The 17,511-nt window shown below is 46.9% G+C and carries 17 protein-coding genes; 11 read left to right on the top strand and 6 right to left on the bottom strand.

What is annotated here, in order from left to right; all coding sequences use genetic code 11:
- Positions 1 to 113: 113 nt before the first annotated feature.
- Positions 114 to 1,331: a cytochrome P450 gene (locus AC3WTF_RS06425; RefSeq protein ID WP_421726956.1), complete on the top strand. Its 1,218-nt coding sequence runs from the start codon at positions 114 to 116 to the stop codon at positions 1,329 to 1,331.
- Entirely contained in the window at positions 1,331 to 2,515 is a 1,185-nt protein-coding gene (locus AC3WTF_RS06420; RefSeq protein WP_061046962.1) for a macrolide family glycosyltransferase, read from the top strand. Before AC3WTF_RS06425 ends, AC3WTF_RS06420 begins: the two co-directional genes overlap by 1 nt.
- 42 nt (positions 2,516 to 2,557) lie before the next feature.
- Here the strand turns inward: AC3WTF_RS06420 and AC3WTF_RS06415 are convergent, their stop codons facing one another.
- Positions 2,558 to 2,743, bottom strand: a complete 186-nt coding sequence (locus AC3WTF_RS06415; RefSeq protein WP_003154919.1) for a DUF8096 family protein — start codon at positions 2,741 to 2,743, stop codon at positions 2,558 to 2,560.
- A gap of 175 nt (positions 2,744 to 2,918) precedes the next feature.
- Between AC3WTF_RS06415 and AC3WTF_RS06410 the strand changes: the two genes are divergently transcribed.
- A complete protein-coding gene (locus AC3WTF_RS06410; RefSeq protein ID WP_129004082.1) occupies positions 2,919 to 3,737 on the top strand; it encodes a uroporphyrinogen-III synthase in 819 nt (272 codons plus the stop codon).
- Between the two features lie 25 nt (positions 3,738 to 3,762).
- Here the strand turns inward: AC3WTF_RS06410 and AC3WTF_RS06405 are convergent, their stop codons facing one another.
- From AC3WTF_RS06405 to AC3WTF_RS06395, 3 genes are read right to left on the bottom strand one after another with little or no spacing between them, the layout of a single operon-like run.
- Positions 3,763 to 4,524 (bottom strand): ABC transporter permease, encoded by a 762-nt coding sequence (locus tag AC3WTF_RS06405; protein ID WP_007407305.1) that lies wholly within the window; start codon positions 4,522 to 4,524, stop codon positions 3,763 to 3,765.
- Position 4,525: 1 nt separating this feature from the next.
- Positions 4,526 to 5,263: an ABC transporter ATP-binding protein gene (locus tag AC3WTF_RS06400; protein WP_007407304.1), complete on the bottom strand. Its 738-nt coding sequence runs from the start codon at positions 5,261 to 5,263 to the stop codon at positions 4,526 to 4,528.
- Positions 5,264 to 5,289: 26 nt separating this feature from the next.
- Positions 5,290 to 6,273, bottom strand: coding sequence for a DMT family transporter (locus tag AC3WTF_RS06395; protein ID WP_033574552.1), 984 nt, complete (start codon positions 6,271 to 6,273; stop codon positions 5,290 to 5,292).
- Between the two features lie 129 nt (positions 6,274 to 6,402).
- Here AC3WTF_RS06395 and AC3WTF_RS06390 point away from each other — a divergent pair, with 129 nt between their 5' ends.
- The 8 genes from AC3WTF_RS06390 (at position 6,403) to AC3WTF_RS06355 (ending at position 16,002) form a co-directional block, all read left to right on the top strand.
- Positions 6,403 to 6,900: a cupin domain-containing protein gene (locus AC3WTF_RS06390; protein ID WP_129004084.1), complete on the top strand. Its 498-nt coding sequence runs from the start codon at positions 6,403 to 6,405 to the stop codon at positions 6,898 to 6,900.
- A 386-nt stretch (positions 6,901 to 7,286) separates the two neighbouring features.
- Positions 7,287 to 7,703: a DUF1641 domain-containing protein gene (locus AC3WTF_RS06385; protein WP_003154908.1), complete on the top strand. Its 417-nt coding sequence runs from the start codon at positions 7,287 to 7,289 to the stop codon at positions 7,701 to 7,703.
- A 39-nt stretch (positions 7,704 to 7,742) separates the two neighbouring features.
- Positions 7,743 to 8,921: an NAD(P)/FAD-dependent oxidoreductase gene (locus tag AC3WTF_RS06380; RefSeq protein ID WP_012117352.1), complete on the top strand. Its 1,179-nt coding sequence runs from the start codon at positions 7,743 to 7,745 to the stop codon at positions 8,919 to 8,921.
- Positions 8,922 to 9,108: 187 nt separating this feature from the next.
- Positions 9,109 to 10,506 carry a glucuronate isomerase gene (gene uxaC / locus AC3WTF_RS06375; RefSeq protein WP_129004086.1) on the top strand — a complete coding sequence of 466 codons (1,398 nt, stop codon included), beginning with the start codon at positions 9,109 to 9,111 and terminating at the stop codon, positions 10,504 to 10,506.
- Between the two features lie 24 nt (positions 10,507 to 10,530).
- On the top strand, positions 10,531 to 11,916 hold the full coding sequence (locus AC3WTF_RS06370; RefSeq protein ID WP_326254382.1) for an MFS transporter: 1,386 nt from the start codon (positions 10,531 to 10,533) through the stop codon (positions 11,914 to 11,916).
- 76 nt (positions 11,917 to 11,992) lie between these two features.
- Positions 11,993 to 12,991, top strand: a complete 999-nt coding sequence (locus AC3WTF_RS06365; RefSeq protein ID WP_007407297.1) for a LacI family DNA-binding transcriptional regulator — start codon at positions 11,993 to 11,995, stop codon at positions 12,989 to 12,991.
- A gap of 75 nt (positions 12,992 to 13,066) precedes the next feature.
- Positions 13,067 to 14,512 (top strand): tagaturonate reductase, encoded by a 1,446-nt coding sequence (locus AC3WTF_RS06360; RefSeq protein WP_047935632.1) that lies wholly within the window; start codon positions 13,067 to 13,069, stop codon positions 14,510 to 14,512.
- Positions 14,509 to 16,002 carry a UxaA family hydrolase gene (locus tag AC3WTF_RS06355; protein ID WP_039062935.1) on the top strand — a complete coding sequence of 498 codons (1,494 nt, stop codon included), beginning with the start codon at positions 14,509 to 14,511 and terminating at the stop codon, positions 16,000 to 16,002. Before AC3WTF_RS06360 ends, AC3WTF_RS06355 begins: the two co-directional genes overlap by 4 nt.
- Before the next feature lie 33 nt (positions 16,003 to 16,035).
- On the opposite strand, the gene AC3WTF_RS06350 is transcribed toward AC3WTF_RS06355, so the two are convergent.
- A complete protein-coding gene (locus tag AC3WTF_RS06350) occupies positions 16,036 to 16,800 on the bottom strand; it encodes a sulfite exporter TauE/SafE family protein (protein WP_047935633.1) in 765 nt (254 codons plus the stop codon).
- 144 nt (positions 16,801 to 16,944) lie between these two features.
- Complete coding sequence (locus tag AC3WTF_RS06345) at positions 16,945 to 17,412, bottom strand: DinB family protein (RefSeq protein WP_015417279.1); 468 nt, start codon at positions 17,410 to 17,412, stop codon at positions 16,945 to 16,947.
- Positions 17,413 to 17,511: the final 99 nt, after the last annotated feature.

The following is a 17,511-nucleotide window of genomic DNA, read 5'->3' as shown; positions in this document are numbered from 1 at the left end:
TGTGTTATGTTAATAGTTAAGGTTATGAATAGAAAAAAATTGAAAATATGTGCTAGGATAAAATTCAAGGTACGTCAACTATTCAAATATGAAACAATCAGGAGTGATGAAACATGAGTAAGCTGAGGAGCACGAGACAAGCCATCCAAAGAACCCTGATGAAAGGAAAAAACGGCCTGGACGTATACAACCCTTTTCCTTGGTACGAAAAAATGAGACGGGAAAGCCCTATACACTTTGATGAAGAAACGAAGGTTTGGAGTGTGTTTTTATACGATGATGTCAAAAAAGTCATCAGTGATAAAGAGACGTTCTCAAGCCTCATGACTGATGTGAAAAGCTCGATTGCAAAGTCCATGCTGAATATGGACCCGCCGAAGCATACCCAAATCAGATCCGCCGTCAATCGCGCTTTCACTCCCTGCGTCTTGAAGGAATGGGAGCCGAGAATTAAAGACATTACCGATCATCTCCTGAAACAGGCAAAGAACAAAGGGCGGATTGATATCGTTAAAGATCTCTCTTACCCTTTGCCGGTCATGGTGATTTCAGAATTATTAGGCGTTCCGTCCGAACGTATGGATCAGTTTAAAAAATGGTCGGACATTCTCGTCAGCATGCCGAAAGATGCGAGTCCTGAAGCGGCGGAGAAAAATCAGCAGGAACGTGACCAATGTGAGGCGGAGCTGGCGGCGTTTTTTGCGGAAATAATAGAAAGCAAACGAAAACAGCCCGGCCAAGACATTATTTCTATTTTGATAAAAGAGGAAGAAGAGGGAGAGAAGCTCACGGCAGAAGATCTGATCCCGTTTTGCAACCTGCTTTTAGTGGCGGGAAATGAAACAACGACTAATCTCATTTCAAATGCGGTTTACAGCATATTAGAGACGCCCGGCCTTTATGAAGAGCTGAGACAGGACCCTTCTCTCATCGCGCAAACGGTGGAAGAGACGCTGCGTTTTCGCGCTCCCGCTCCGTTTGTCAGAAGGACGGTCCGGCACGACACTGAACTGCGCGGACGCCGCTTGAAAAGCGGGGAGATCGTTCTCTGCTACGTTGCATCTGCCAACCGTGATGAAAACAAATTTGAGAAGGCGGGCGTATTTGATATTCATCGCCAATCGAATCCGCACCTTTCCTTCGGATTCGGCGTACACTTCTGCTTAGGCGCTCCGCTTGCCAGACTTGAAGCGGAAGTGGCGCTGAAAGGAATTGTAAAAGCCTTTTCACACCTTGAGCCGGTCCAGATTGAGCCGATCCGAAACAGTGTCATGTACGGGCTGGAGTCTTTAGAAGCGGAGATAAACGAAAATGAGGGAGAAGAAAAATGATGAGAAAAACACACATCGCCATTATTAATGTGGCCGCTCACGGTCATGTCAATCCCACGCTGCCTGTAGCCGAGGAACTTGTCAATCGCGGGTATAAAGTGACATTCGCTACGACTGAGGAATTCGAAGCTTCCGTTGCCAAAACGGGCGCCATTCCCGTTTTATACCGCACAAGCATAAAGGCGGACCCGGAGACGATAAAAGAACGGGTAAATAAAAATGATGCGTTTGTGATGTTTCTGGAAGAAGCGGTTGAAGTGCTTCCGCAGCTGGAAGAGCTGTACAAAGACGACCTTCCTGACATCGTCCTGTTTGATTTTTTAGCTCTTGCCGGAAAATTGTTTGCGGATAATAGCGGCATCCCGGCCGTAAAGTTCTGCCCGAGCTATGCAATGAATGAGTATTTTCAATTAGGAAGAGACGAAGAAACACTGGAAGCGGCCAAACAGGCGATAGAAGAATACCAGGAGCAGATTGAAAATGAACAATTGAAACGGATGACAATGGAAGAATTTTTTATGCCTGAAAAACTGAATATTGTCTTTATGCCAAGGGCCTTTCAGCCGAAACAGGAAACCTTTGATGAACGATTCTGTTTTGTGGGTCCGTCTCTTGGAGAACGCACAAATACGGGAAGTCTGGAAATTGATGCAGCCGATGACCGTCCGCTTATGCTCATCTCACTGGGAACGGCGTTTAACGCCTGGCCTGAATTTTACCAGATGTGTATTGACGCGTTTCGGGACTCGGACTGGCGAGTTATTATGTCAGTCGGCACAACAATTGATCCGGAAAGTTTTTCGGATGTCCCCGATCACTTTATCATCCGCCAGCACGTTCCTCAGCTTGATGTGCTGGAGAAAGCAAAGCTGTTCGTATCTCACGGCGGGATGAACAGTACAATGGAGGCGATGAATGCGGGTGTCCCGCTCGTTGTCGTTCCGCAAATGCACGAACAAGAGGTTACCGCAAAGCGTGTGGATGAATTGGGGCTTGGCGTGCATCTGCCGCCGAAAGAAGTCACTGTGGCCCGTTTGCAAAAAGACGTTCAGAACGTATACAGCGATAAAAACATCCTCAGCCGCGTGAAAAGCATGCAGCAGAAAATAGAAGAAACCGGCGGTCCAAAACAGGCTGTTTGCGCCATTGAAGAATTTTTGAAAAAGGCGGCCGTCGAAAATTGATTGAGAAACAGGCAGCGCACCGGAAGACGGCTGCCTGTTTTGTTATATGTTTTTCTTCATGCCGCATCTCCGGCATTCCCTCAAAAATTTTCCGCCCTTCACTGAGCTTTTAAACAGCGTGTAGTCGCAATTGTCACATCGGCCGCTGTGAACATCAGGATATTCATTGAACTCATAAATGACCGAAGTATCGTATCCTTTTGTCTCGAACTCTTTTTTTGTTTCCATAATTGAAAGTCCCTCCGCGAATCAAATCATTCTGCCCGGTTAATGATACAGCAACTGCACGGGGGATTCAACGGGAGCATAGCTTGATTTTCCCGGCTGATTGCGTAACAATAATAGAAATAAATGACGGCCTGCCATAGGGCGCCCGGCATCTGAAGGGAAGAAGAAAACAGCGATGGGAAAAGGATTGAACGGGAAACGGATTGCCATCGGCGGTTCGCGGAAAACAGAAGAGATTACAAAATTAATAGAAAAGCAGGGCGGAACGGCGGTCGTCCGTTCCCTCCAAGGAACCGTATACCTGGCGGAGGATCAAATGGAACCCGACGTAAGAACATTTGCCGGGCAAAAAGCCGACTGGGTAATATTCACCACAGGCATCGGTACGGAAACGTTATTGTCGGTATCGGAAAAAATCGGTCTGAAAGAAGAATTTTTAGCGGCCGTTCATGAAGCGAAAATCGGCTGCAGAGGCTATAAAACATATGCGGCCTTAAAAAAGCTCGGCATCACGCCGCATGCCTCAGATGAAGACGGTACAACAAGAGGGCTGATCCGCTCCTTGGAACGATTTGACTTTAAAGATAAAAAAGTCATGATACAGCTTCATGGCGAAAAAGCGCCGGTCTTAACGGAGTTCCTTGAGAAAAACGGAGCGGAGGTATTCCCTGTTCTGCCGTATCAGCATATTCCGCCTGAAAGGGAGACGGTCGATAAACTGCTGGCAGAGCTGTTAAACGGAGAGGTCGATGCCGTATGTTTTACAACAGCCATTCAAGTGCGCTCTCTCTTTGATTATGCAAAAGAAAAAGGGTTCACAAAAGAATTGCAGCAGGCATTCGAAAAACAAGTGCTTGCCGCCGCAGTCGGCAAAGTGACGGCTGAAGCGATCCGGGATGAAGGGGTAAAGAGGGTCCTTGCTCCGGACATTGAGCGGATGGGAGCGATGATTATTGAATTATCCCGTTACTATGAATCTCTGACCTTGTCATGAACCATCATTCAGCAGGGAAAAAAGCCTACGCTTCCCTGCTGAATTTTTTTAATTGCCAATGTTCCGTGAAAAGGGAAGGATATGTCAAGGCGCTGAGTATGATACATGTAAGAAGAGCGGAGGCCATCGTTGTAAAAACGATCAGCAGCTGAAAGCGCACCGCCTGTATCGGATCAGCCCCCGCTAAAATCTGCCCCGTCATCATGCCGGGAAGCTGAACGAGACCTAATGTTTTCTGGCTTTCAAGCGTCGGGATCATACTGAGCTTCATACTGGACGTCAATATCTGCCGGACGGCCTGCTTAGGCGTTCCTCCGAGAGAGAGAATCAGCTGGATTTCTTCTTTCCGCAGGTCTGCTTCCGAACTGAGCCTGCTTAAAAACAGGCTTGAGAGCACCATGGAGTTTCCGATGACCATGCCGCTTATCGGAATGACATATCTTGAAGTGAACGGAATGATGTGAAGGGTCAGTAAAAGTCCCTGCGTCACGGTTTCCGCGATCGCCAGTGTCAGAAAAACGCGCCAAAATGAGCCGATCCGCATTTTTTTCCGTTTGGAGACATTGTGCGAAGCGGCCGTGAGCATGAGAAGCACCATTAATATGATAAATATCGGGTGATCACCGCGAAAAATCAGCGACAGCACATAGCCGATGATGAGAAGCTGAATGACGGCCCTGACGGTTGCGACGATCATATCCTTTTCGACGCCGGCTTTAAAAGATGTAGACAGGAATAAAGCAATAATGACAAATATACTTGTCAATAATAGAGAAAGATCATTCATATCAGCACCCGCTCCCTTGTAAAAGCGCCCGGGCCTTTTCGTGTTTCGGTTCCTTAAAGAACGTTTTCGTTTCCGCGGTCTCTAAAAGCCGACCCTCAGCCATAAACCATACCGTATCGGATAATCGTTCCGCTTGTTCAAGGTTATGGGTGATCCACAGGACCGTCAGCTGTTTTTGCCGATGGAGTTTCGTAATCAGTTTCTCAATGATGAGAACGGATGACGGGTCCAGCGCCGAGGTGATTTCATCCAGCAGCAGGATGGACGGCAGTCCGGCGAGAGTTCGCGCTAATGAGAGCTTCTGCCGCTGCCCTCCGGATAATTCTTTTGCATTTCGATCCAGAAGCCCGCGCGGAAGGTCTGTAAAATCTGCGAGCTCTTCAGGCGTATAGTGCTGTGCTCCGTGGAGTTTTTCTGCGAGCAGAAGGTTGTCCCGCACCGTTCCCTCGAGGGCGGGAGCTGATTGAAATGCAAGGCCCGCGGTTTTTCTGAGCTCTCTGATGTCCCAGTGTCTTATTTCTTTTCCGAATACAAGCACTTCCCCTTCATCAGGTGTATTCATCAGATTGCACAGTGACAGCAATGTGCTTTTTCCCGCGCCGGAAGGCCCTATCAACGCCGTGATAGAACCTTTTTGAATATGTCCGGTTACACGGCTTAGGACATCAAAGGACGTATTGTTTTGTTCAAAGCGTTTGCCGGCTGACAGAAAAGATATTGCCGGAATTTCTTCTTTCATACAGGAGGACACCTTTCGTAAAAAAATCAGGAACCGGTGAGATTGGCTGACGTTTGCTCAGCCGTTTTCTGGTCTGTCTGCCGGGAAGCGAATGTATGCATGACCATTCCCGCAATAATAATGAACAGTCCGGCAAATGAAAGAAGTGACGGAAACGCCGCGGATAAAAAGACGATTTCGCCGATCAGTGCAAAAAGAACCTCTCCGGACTGCGTCGCTTCAACAGCAGCGAGCTTCTGCGGCTCATTCCTCACCATATCAGTGGCGCGGAAAAATAATACTGTTGCGATAACGCCAGAGCTGAGTGCGACGATAAAGGATTGGAATGTCTGTCCCATTGACGGAAGCCCGTCTCTATGCCAGCCGAAAGCGGCGATCAAAAGCCAAAACGGAAGGCTTGCGAGCGTCATGCCGAGCACCCGCTGAAACGTATCGAGTTTTCCGCCGTATTGTTCCAGCATTTTGCGGTTGCCGAGCGGATAGGCAAAAGCGGCGATGACGACCGGCACCACGCTGAATAGTATCGTGCGGCCGGACAGAGAACCCGCATGCTGAAGCTGAATCAGACCGGCTCCGATCAGGATGATGACGGAAGTAACCAGCGAAATCAGCGGGATCTTTTGTCTGACGGAAACCGGGCCCGCCGGTGAATTTTTTGTTTCGTAGAAAAACGGCGACAGAAGCACACCCGCGACAATTGTAATCTGCCACGTGCCGGCGATCAGCCAGCCCGGCCCATATGCCGCCGCAAACGTAATCGGGGCATAAAAAAGCACGAACCCGGTAAAACTCCACTTCAGCCAAAAAAACGGTTTTTTCCGGATTTCATGCCAGAGCGGCGCCCATTTTCCTTTCGCATAAACGATCAAAAATAAAAACGGAACCATAAAAAGAAAACGCAGGGAAGAGCTCCACATCCAGCTTCCGCCGGAAAGCTCCATCGCCCTGTTTAAAATAAAGGTGACTGCAAAAAACAGAGATGCCAATATTCCGATCACGATGGCTTTCATTAAATCCCTCATTTTGACACATATTTTTTTATACTATACTATTCACCGGCAGGCTTCGCAATGGAATATAAGAAAATAGCGTTTTAACAAATGATGAATGGGAAACAGACATATACGGAGGTGAAAACAATGCAGAAAGAGGATATTCAAGTGCTTTATTTTGAAGATGACGGCCGCATTCCGAATAACCCGAATCTTCCGCTTGTTATTTATAACGCGGTATTTAATGAAGAAACGGTACAGAAAGCAGAGTCCGTCCTCCGCCGGCACGATTGGTCGAACAGCTGGACGGGCGGAGTATTTCCGTATCACCATTTTCACAGCACCACGCACGAAGTTCTTGTCGCGGTAAAAGGAAACGCGGTTTTGAGGTTCGGCGGGGAACAAGGAGCGGACGCCGTTCTTCAAACGGGAGACGCAGCGGTCATTCCGGCCGGCACCGGACATAAAAAACTGTCGGGCAGTTCTGATTTTACCGTGATCGGGGCTTATCCGGGCGGCCGGCAGTACGATACAAAAACGGAGAAAAATGATAGAACTTCAGAAGAAATCAGCCGTGTCCCGCTCCCGGAATGCGACCCCTTTACGGGAAAAACGGGCCCGCTATTAAAATTGTGGGAAAAATGACAGGGGAAAAGCGGATGGTCTGTAAAAAAATAGCCTAAAAGAAACGTTATTACACCCCCGCCATATAAATAATTTCATAAACGAAACAATTCACGTTCAAATTTTGTTCAAAAAGTGTTATTATATAAGAGTAAATCAAATTGGGGTTTTTTATGTTTGCTATTTTCAGAGAGGAAAAAGAAATTTTGACTTATTCAATTGTTTTTGTTGATATAAAAATAATACTGGATATGGCAAAGTGAAAAACTGGGTAGTAAACATTTATTTTTGTAAATGATTGTGCATGAATTCACAATCTTGCTTTTTCATGCTTTTCTGCATGAAGGGGGAAAGGCTACCCTTTCCAAAAAAATCAGCATACTGCTTATAGTAAAGGAGAATCGGATATGCCAGAAACAATCGATCAAACAAATGCATCTGTCAGCCAAGGCCAACGCGATCTTATTGATCAGCTGCTAAAACCTGAAGTTCAAGAATCACTGACTGTTTTAGTGGATCAGCTTCCAAAACTGACTGAGTTAGTAAATATTTTAACGAAGTCTTATGATTTTGCACAGTCTGTAGCGACAGACGAAGTATTGAAGAGCGATACAGTGGGTGCGCTTACAGAAATTCTTGAGCCGGTGAAAGAAACAGCGAAAGAAGTGGCGGCTACTGCGATCGAAGCAAAAGACCGCGCGGATGCAAGCAATGAAACGATCGGACTTTTCGGCCTGCTGCGCATGCTGAAAGATCCTCAAGCTCAAAAGCTGTTCCGTTTTGCTAACAGCTATCTTGAAATCATGAACGAAAAACAAAAATAATCTCAGATTCAAATTGATATAAAGGACGGAGGATATACGATGTCAAAACATATTGTCATTTTAGGCGCTGGTTACGGCGGAGTTCTTTCTGCTTTAACCGTTCGCAAACATTACAGTAAAGATGAAGCACGCGTAACCGTTGTGAACAAATACCCGACTCACCAAATCATTACGGAACTGCACCGCCTTGCAGCGGGCAACGTGTCTGAACAGGCTGTTGCTATGCCGCTTGAAAAACTTCTGAAAGGAAAAGACGTCGACATTAAAATCGCAGAAGTCAATTCTTTCTCAGTTGATAAGAAAGAAGTTGCCCTTTCTGACGGTTCTAAGCTGACTTATGACGCGCTTGTTGTCGGACTTGGTTCTGTTACGGCTTATTTCGGCATTCCTGGACTCGAAGAAAACAGCATGGTGCTGAAATCTGCTGCTGATGCCAACAAAGTATACAAACACGTGGAAGACCGTGTGCGTGAATACGCTAAAACGAAAAACGAAGCTGATGCAACGATCCTTATCGGCGGCGGCGGCTTAACAGGCGTCGAGCTTGTCGGTGAGCTTGCTGACATCATGCCGAACCTTACGAAAAAATACGGCGTAGATCCGAAAGCAATCAAACTGAAATTAGTAGAAGCAGGTCCGAAAATTCTTCCTGTTCTTCCTGATGACCTTATCGAACGCGCGACAAAAAGTCTTGAAAAACGCGGCGTTGAGTTCTTAACAGGTCTTCCTGTTACAAATGTTGAAGGAAACGTTATTGATCTGAAAGACGGTTCAAAAGTCGTTGCCAACACATTTGTATGGACAGGCGGCGTACAAGGCAACCCGTTAGTCGGCGAATCCGGCCTTGAAGTGAACCGCGGACGTGCGACGGTTAACGATTTCTTACAATCTACTTCTCATGAAGATGTATTCGTTGTCGGAGACAGCGCTGTATACTTTGCGCCGGACGGCCGTCCGTACCCGCCGACAGCGCAAATCGCTTGGCAGATGGGTGAACTTGTGGGTTACAACCTGTTCGCTTACTTAGAAGGAAAAACGCTTGAAACATTCAAGCCTGTAAACTCTGGTACGCTTGCAAGCCTCGGACGTAAAGACGCGGTTGCCATCATCGGAGCGAACTCTACTCCGCTGAAAGGTCTTCCGGCATCTTTAATGAAAGAAGCAAGTAACGTACGTTATTTAACACATATCAAAGGATTATTCAGCCTCGCTTACTAATCCTTAAGATCACACAGAAGACATTGCCGGACTTTCTCGGCAGTGTCTTTTTTTTTGTATGAAAATGTTAACGGATACAATTTTCTGAAAAATAAAATAAAAATGATTGATATGTGAGAAAGAGGAAGCTAAAATAAAAAAGAATCATTTTGTTAACGTTAACATTTTTAAGAGGGAGGATGAAAGTGTGAAAGCTTTTATGGGTGATGATTTTTTACTGGATAGTACAACGGCCGTAAAGCTGTACAGGGAATACGCCGAAAACATGCCGATCATTGATTATCACTGTCACTTAAGCCCAAAGGAAATCTATGAAAATAAAACCTTCGCAACGATTACGGAGGCATGGCTTTACGGTGACCACTACAAGTGGCGGATCATGAGGGCCAACGGCATTGAAGAGCGCTGCATTACCGGAAACGCTTCAGATGAAGAGAAGTTTTTCGCCTGGGCAAAAACGGTGCCGATGGCGATAGGCAATCCGCTGTACAGCTGGACGCATTTAGAGCTGCAGCGCTGGTTCGGCATTTATGACGTATTGAATGAAAAAACGGCCGCGGCAATTTGGAAAAAAACGAATGAGCTCCTGCAGGGAGACGGGTTTGGCGCAAGGGATCTCATTCTGAAATCAAATGTCAAAGTCATTTGCACAACCGACGATCCTGCCGATGCGCTGACATACCACGAACTGTTGAAAGAAAGTGATTTTCCGGTTCAAGTGCTGCCCGGATTTCGGCCTGACAAAGGACTGGACATCAGCAGCCCGGGTTTTGCCGATTGGGTCCGTTCGCTGGAGAGCGCTTCCGGAATGGCTGTCACCACCTACCAATCGTATTTAGATGCGTTAGAATCCCGCGTCCGCTTTTTTCACAATGCCGGGGGAAGAGTGTCGGATCATGCGTTAGATCAAATGGTTTATGCCGAGACGACCGAAGAGGAAGCGGCCCGGATTTTTGCAGCCGGATTAAGCGGAGAGCATGTGTCTTTTGAAGATGAAAAGAAATTCAGAACACGGACACTGCAATATCTTTGCGGTCTTTACGCCGAACTGGACTGGGCGATGCAGTTCCATATTAACGCGTTAAGAAATACCAATACAAATAAGTTCAGCAGCCTCGGTCCTGATACGGGATATGACTCAATTAATGATGAACGTATCGCAAAACCGCTTGCCCGGCTGTTAGATTCCGCCGAAAAAAAGCGGCAATTGCCTAAAACGATTTTGTATTCTTTGAATCCGAATGACAACTATATTATCGCCAGCATGATCAACAGCTTTCAGGATGGGAAAACACCGGGGAAAATTCAATTCGGCACAGCCTGGTGGTTCAATGACACGAAAGATGGAATGCTCCAGCAAATGAAAGCGTTATCAAACACAGGCCTGTTCAGCCGTTTTATCGGGATGCTGACGGATTCAAGAAGTTTCCTGTCCTATCCCCGCCATGAATACTTCAGGCGGCTTGTCTGCACGCTGATCGGCGGCTGGGCGGAACAAGGCGAAGCGCCTTACGATATGGAGCTTTTAGGAAAGATTGTCGAGGGGATTTGTTACCGGAATGCTGAGGAATATTTCCGCTTTTAAAAAATGGAATGAAAGAGGTGGCCTATGAGTAATGTGCCTGTCGTGACAGCACCTGCCGCAAAAGTGAAGGAGCATAAGCTGAGTCTGAAAGAAAAAGTATCCTATGGTTTTGGAGATTTTGGGAACGGATTTATGTTTGATCTCGGGCAGATCTATTTGCTGAAGTTTTTCACAGATGTCGCAGGCATTCCGGCAGCGTTCGCCGGCAGTATTTTTTTGGTCAGCAAGCTGTTTGCGGCTTTGACTGATCCGATTGTCGGCTCGGCCATTGACTACAGAAAAAAGATCGGACCCCGGGGGAAATTCAGGCCGTACTTATTATTCGGAAGTATTATTCTTGCGGTCATGACCGTATTGATTTTTGTGTCACCGGACGTGAGCGTCACCTGGAAGCTTGTGTACGCCTATGCTTCTTACATGCTGTGGGGGGGCGCTTATTCTTTCGTCAATATTCCGTACGGCTCTCTCGGCGCGGCCATTACACAGGATGCGGAGGACAGAACGGCGCTTTCCGCATTCCGCCAGATAGGCTCCCTCGGCGCGCTGCTCATTACAAGTGTCATCGTCATCCCGATTCTTGTTCATTTTGATAACGTTCACATCGGCTACCCGGCAGTCATGGGAATGATGGCCGTAATCGGAATCGCGGGATTTATGATCTGCTACCGAAACTGCAAAGAAAGAATTATCGTCCGTGAAGCGCCGAAAGAAAAGCTGTCCGTCATGTCGGTTTTCAAATGCTTTATCGGCAACAAACCGCTTCTGACCGTCGTTTTCATGACGATTTTCTCAATATCGGCATATAACATTAAATCCGCTATGCTTGTTTACTTCGCCCAGTACAATCTCAACAATGCGGAGCTGATGTCCTACATGAGTTTTATCATCATCGGTTCTTCATTTTTAGGTGTTTTGTTTATGCCGAAACTCGTCAAACGTTTCGGAAAAAAGCAAACGGTGATGATCGGTTTTGCCGTCAGCGCCGCGGCTGATGCGCTGAATTTCTGTCTGCCGTCAAATGTATATATCTTTACGGCGTTAGCGAGCATTGCTTTTATCGGGATCAGCATACCAAACGGCATTACGTGGGCGCTTGTGTCGGACATTATTGATTACGGGGAATGGAAGACGGGTGAACGGAAGGAGGCGACGACATATTCGCTTTTCAACTTCTCCAGAAAACTCGCCCAATCTTTATCAGGTTTTCTTTCAGGCATCGGGCTGAGCGTTATCGGCTATATCCCGAATGCATCTCAGACAAAAGGCACGCTGATCGGGATTAAAGGGCTTCTGCTGCTGTACCCGGCTTTCGCTTTAGCGTGCGCCATGCTGATTATCGGTTTGATGTATAAGCTGACGGACCGGCAGCATGCCGAGCTCGTTCAGGACTTACATCATGCAAAACCTTAACTTTAGTGATTTTATGGACTGTCCGTTAATGGTACAATAGAAATAAATGACAGCATACAGAAAGAAAGGAAAAACGATGGTAACCATAAAAGATATCGCAAAACTCGCCAACGTATCCCACACAACCGTATCCCGGGCACTTAACGGCAGCCCCTACATTAAAGAGCATACAAAACAGAAAATATTAGAGCTCGCTTCACAGCTGAATTACACACCGAATGTAAATGCAAAAAGCCTTGCCATGCAAAAGTCCCATACGATCGGGCTGTTTTTTACAAGCATCACAAACGGAACCTCACACAGCTTTTTTTCCGATACCATCAAAGGTGTAAACCGAACAATCAGTGAGGAATACAATTTGTTCGTCCGCGCGATTGACGACCTGAAAAGCTTTGAAACCATTACGCCCATGAGATATGACGGAATCATTTTAATGAGCCAAAGCGACAGTGATAATTCATTTATTTATCATATCCGCGAGAAAAACATCCCGCTTGTCGTGCTGAACCGGGACATTGATGACCGGAGCATCACGAATATCCTGTCAAACGATAAAGAAGGCTCCAGACAGGCGGTCGACTGCCTGATCGCAAACGGACACAGAGATATCGCGATCATTGAGGGAAAGGAAGGATTCAGGTCAACTTCTCAGCGGAAAGAAGGCTATTTGACATCTTTAATTGATCATTCTATCCCGATTAAGCATGAATACAGTGTAAAAGGCCGCTATGATATGGAAAGCGGCAGTCAGGCGATGGAAAAACTCTTGGCGCTTCAATCACCGCCTACGGCTGTTTTTTGTTCAAACGATGATATGGCGATCGGGGCGATGAATGCCATTTTCGCCAAAGGCCTGAACGTTCCGGAAGATATATCTGTTATCGGGTTTGATGACATCGGCATTTCCCAATACATGACGCCGAGGCTTTCGACAGTAAAACGCCCGGTTGAAAACATCAGCATACTCGGCGCAGAGAAGATTTTGGCGCTAATCGCCGACCCGGATACGGCGGCGGAAAAAATATATGAAAACACCGAGGTGATGATAAGAGATTCCATTAAAAAACTCACATAACGGCCCGTCTGAATATCCGGGTTTTCACACGGAGAAATGTTAACGTGTGCATAAATACAGAAGGAGGCGGACAGCTTGCAGCAGCTGAATAAAAAGATGTGCGGCGAATACATTCAATATCCTGAAAAAGTCCTTCAGTTCGGTGAAGGCAACTTTTTGCGGGCTTTCGCTGACTGGCAGATCGATCAATTGAATCAATTGACGGATTTTAACGGAAGCGTTGTCGCCGTACAGCCGAGAGGCTCTGAGAAAATAAAACGTTTAAACGAGCAGGACGGTTTATTTACGCTTTTTTTGCAGGGGATAAAGGACGGAAAACCGGCTGAAGAACACATGATCGTCAAATCCATCAGCCGCGGCATTGATCTTTTTTCTGACTATGATTCCTTTAAACGGCTGGCAGCACAAGAGGAGCTTCGTTTTATCATTTCCAATACGACAGAAGCGGGAATTACGTTTGAGAAAGGCGACCGGCTTGAGGATAGACCTCAAAAAACATTCCCCGGGAAATTAGCGGCGTTCCTTTATTTCCGCTATAAGGCATTTGCGGGTGACGCCGAGAAAGGGTGTATTGTGCTTCCATGTGAACTGGTCGAAGAAAACGGACGGAAACTGAAGGCGGCCGTGCTTCAATATGCCGGGCTGTGGGAGCTGGAACCTGGTTTTACTCAATGGATTCATGACGCGAACATCTTCTGCAATACCCTCGTGGATCGGATTGTTCCCGGATTTCCTGTTGATACCGCGGAAGAACTTACCGATTTTCTCGGATACGAAGACCGTCTGCTTGTGGTTGGTGAGCATTATTATTTGTGGGTGATAGAAGGGCCGGAACAGCTTCAGAATGAGCTTCCTTTTGCTGAGGCCGGGCTGAACGCACTGATCACGTCTGACCTTACGTCTTACAGGACAAAAAAGGTGAGAATCTTAAACGGCGCTCACACGGCATTGGCGCCAGTGGCTTTACTATACGGACTGCAAACCGTCCGGGAAGCGGCTGAGCACGAGTTGACGGGCAGATTCATTGAAGAGCTGATCAATGAAGAAATCCTCCCTGTGCTGCAAATGGAGGATGTCACCCAATACGCGGCAGATGTGTTACAGCGGTTTAAAAACCCTTATATCCACCATTATCTGCAAAGCATTACCCTTAACGCCGCCGCGAAATTCAAAACAAGAAACCTGCCGACGCTGAAGGCTTATATCGAACAGGAGGGCCGGCTACCTGAGAAGCTGGTATTTTCGTTCAGCGCCATGATCTATTCATACTGGAACGGACCGAACAAACCGGCTGACTGCGAGGAGGTTCTTAACCGTTTTCAAATGGCGCGGTCCTGTTGCAAAGATGATATGTTTCAAGCGGCGTCTGCCATATTAGGAGAAGACCGGTTGTGGGGAAAGAATCTGAACCATCTTCCGGGGCTGACTGAACGAACGGCTTTTTTTCTGTCTGTCATTCATGAGCGGGGTATGAAGCAGGCGATACATGAATGCTGCGGCAAAAAGGGGGAAGTGAAATGAAAGAGGTCATAAAAATCCATAAAAACGATAACGTGCTTCTCGCCATGCGCCATTTTAACAAAGGGGAGCGGCTGCATACAGACGGACTGACGATTGAAGTGAAGGACCCTGTAAAGCGGGGGCATAAAATCGCGCTGCAAACCATTGAAGAAAACGGCAGCATCATTAAATACGGTTTTTCAATCGGGCGTGCGACAAGGCGGATTTCGGCCGGCGAGCATATTCATACCCATAATCTGCAAACGAATTTATCCGATGTGCAAGAATACACGTATTCACCGCGCTTCGAGGACAATCCTTTTACAAATGAGAACCGGACATTTAAAGGCTACAGAAGAGAAAACGGTACATCCGGCGTCCGGAATGAACTGTGGATCGTGCCTACAGTCGGCTGCGTTAACGGCGTCGCTGAGAAAATCCTGCAGCGCTTCGTAAAAGAGGCGAAAGACATTGCGCCCTTTGACAATGTGCTGGTTTTAAAGCACCAATACGGCTGCTCCCAGCTTGGCGATGATCATGAGAATACGAAACAAATGCTGATGAACGCCATCCGTCATCCAAATGCGGGCGGTGTGCTGGTTTTAGGGCTCGGCTGTGAAAATAATGAGCTGGCGGCGATTAGGGAAACGCTTTCTGAAGTGAATGGAGATCGGGTGAAATTTCTCGAATCACAAGCTGTCACAGATGAAATTGAAGCGGGTACTGCGCTTCTTAAAGAGATACACCTTGCGGCAAAGGGAGATAAACGTGAGGAGATTCCGCTGTCAGAATTGAGCATCGGATTGAAATGCGGCGGGTCGGACGGTTTTTCCGGCATCACCGCAAACCCTTTATTAGGGAGATTTTCAGATTACTTGATTGCACAGGGAGGGAGCACGGTCTTAACGGAGGTGCCTGAGATGTTCGGCGCTGAGACGATTCTCATGCAGCGTGCGGCGAGTGAAGAAGTGTTTCATAAAACAGTCCGATTGATCAATGATTTCAAGCAATATTTTATGAAGCACGAGCAGCCGATTTATGAAAACCCGTCACCTGGGAATAAGGAAGGCGGCATTTCAACGCTCGAAGACAAGTCGCTCGGCTGCACCCAAAAAGCCGGTCTTGCACCGGTTTCTGATGTGCTGACATACGGTGAAACACTGAAAACAAAGGGATTGACACTGCTCAGTGCGCCCGGCAATGATTTAATCGCTTCTTCAGCGCTCGCCGCGGCGGGCTGTCACATCGTTTTGTTTACAACCGGAAGAGGCACGCCGTTCGGCACATTTGTCCCGACTGTGAAAGTATCAACAAATACCGATTTATTTCAATCAAAGCCTCATTGGATTGATTACAACGCGGGCAGATTGGCGGAAGACCAAACAACAGAAGATCACATTGTAAGAGATTTTATTCAATACATTATTAAAGTTGCAAGCGGAGAATTCGTCAATAACGAAAAAAACGATTTTCGGGAGCTTGCAATCTTTAAGTCCGGTGTGACGTTATAAGGGAAAAGGCGATCTGACAACAGACCGCCTTTTTTATATTAGTTTTATTCCGCTGATTAAAATAATCGCCGCCATCACAAACTGCAGGGGGCGCGGTGAGAATTTCGGCGAAAAGAAGCTGCCGAGAAGCACACCCGGCACAGAGCCGATCAACAGATTCAATACAAGCAGGTAATCGACGCTTCCGAAGCTTGCGTTTAACAGACCGGCAACAGTTACGAGCAGAAAGGCATGTGCGATATCCGTTCCCACCACTTCTGCCGTTTTCATTCTGAACAGGTATAGCATGGCGATCGCAAATAATGAGCCGGATCCAATAGATGTCAGGCCGACGATGAAACCGAAAATGACGCCGATCAATATCATGAGTGTCCGCTTTTCTTCAAGCGTTTTTTGCTGCCAGCGGTTCGGCCGCAGTTTTTTATCGAAAAAAAGGCGGGCGATAATGGAAATGGCGACAAGGGTCAGTACGTAGCCGAGCGCCTGTTTGATAATCTGCTCCTGATGCTGGTGAAAAGCGGGAAACAAGTGAAGAACACCGATGGCGGCTGTTGCGCTGGGAATGCTTCCGAGCGCCAAGTAACCGACAAGTTTAAATTGAACGGTGCGCTGCTTCCAATGAGAAACGACACCGAACAGTTTGGTGATGGAGTTATATAAAAGGTCAGTGCCGACGGCGATTGAGGGGTTGATCCCCAAAACGATCAGTAAAGGAGTCAAGAGCGCCGCTCCTCCCACACCCGTCAATCCGACAAGCATTCCGACAAAGAAACCCATAAACACAATGCTTACAGTCATCTGTGTGCCTCCTGAATAATCCTACTATTTTTATCAGATTATATATGATTAAGAGGCGGTAATCAATTAAATTTTCGGAAAATTTTATACAGAACAAAAAATCCGCCAGCCTGCTGTTATGTCGCAGACCGGCGGATGGCCGGATTATGATTTTTGCTGATAAAACGGAAGTTCCGTGTGGCCCATTTCTCTGACATACACGAAAAGATTGCCTTTATGATGAATTTCATGCTCCATGGCAAGCTGAAGGAGAGCCGCGCCGGTCACTTTTCTGCCGAAAGAGGCGGTCAGGTCAATTTCGCGGTTCAGCTGCTCTTCTGTCAGCTGTGACAGGATGTTTGTCGTTTTTTCAGTACACGTTTCAGCCAGTTTGACGAGGTCTGTTTCTGCTTCTTCTTTCGGTTTGTTCTGGATGGCTGATGCGTTTCCGTCGTTAATGACGTTTGCAAACATAAGAAAAGAATAAACCATGTGTTTTACAAGTTCCTGAGCGGACATTGATGTCTCTGCCGGCTTGTAATCGTAATGTTCGCGGCTGATTTTTTCCGCCAGCTCAATCGTTACGTTTCGATGTGACAGAAAGTGGCTGACCAACTGATTTTGTGCTGTCATGTGAAAACCCCCATTTAATACAGAATAAAAAGCTGCAAGGATATGCTATATCAACGGCACGGAAGAAACAAGCAATAAGCTTGTGACGGAGATAAATCG

This window comes from Bacillus sp. EB106-06-01-XG163 (assembly GCF_058791615.1).
This window is presented reverse-complemented; position numbering and strand designations above follow the sequence as displayed.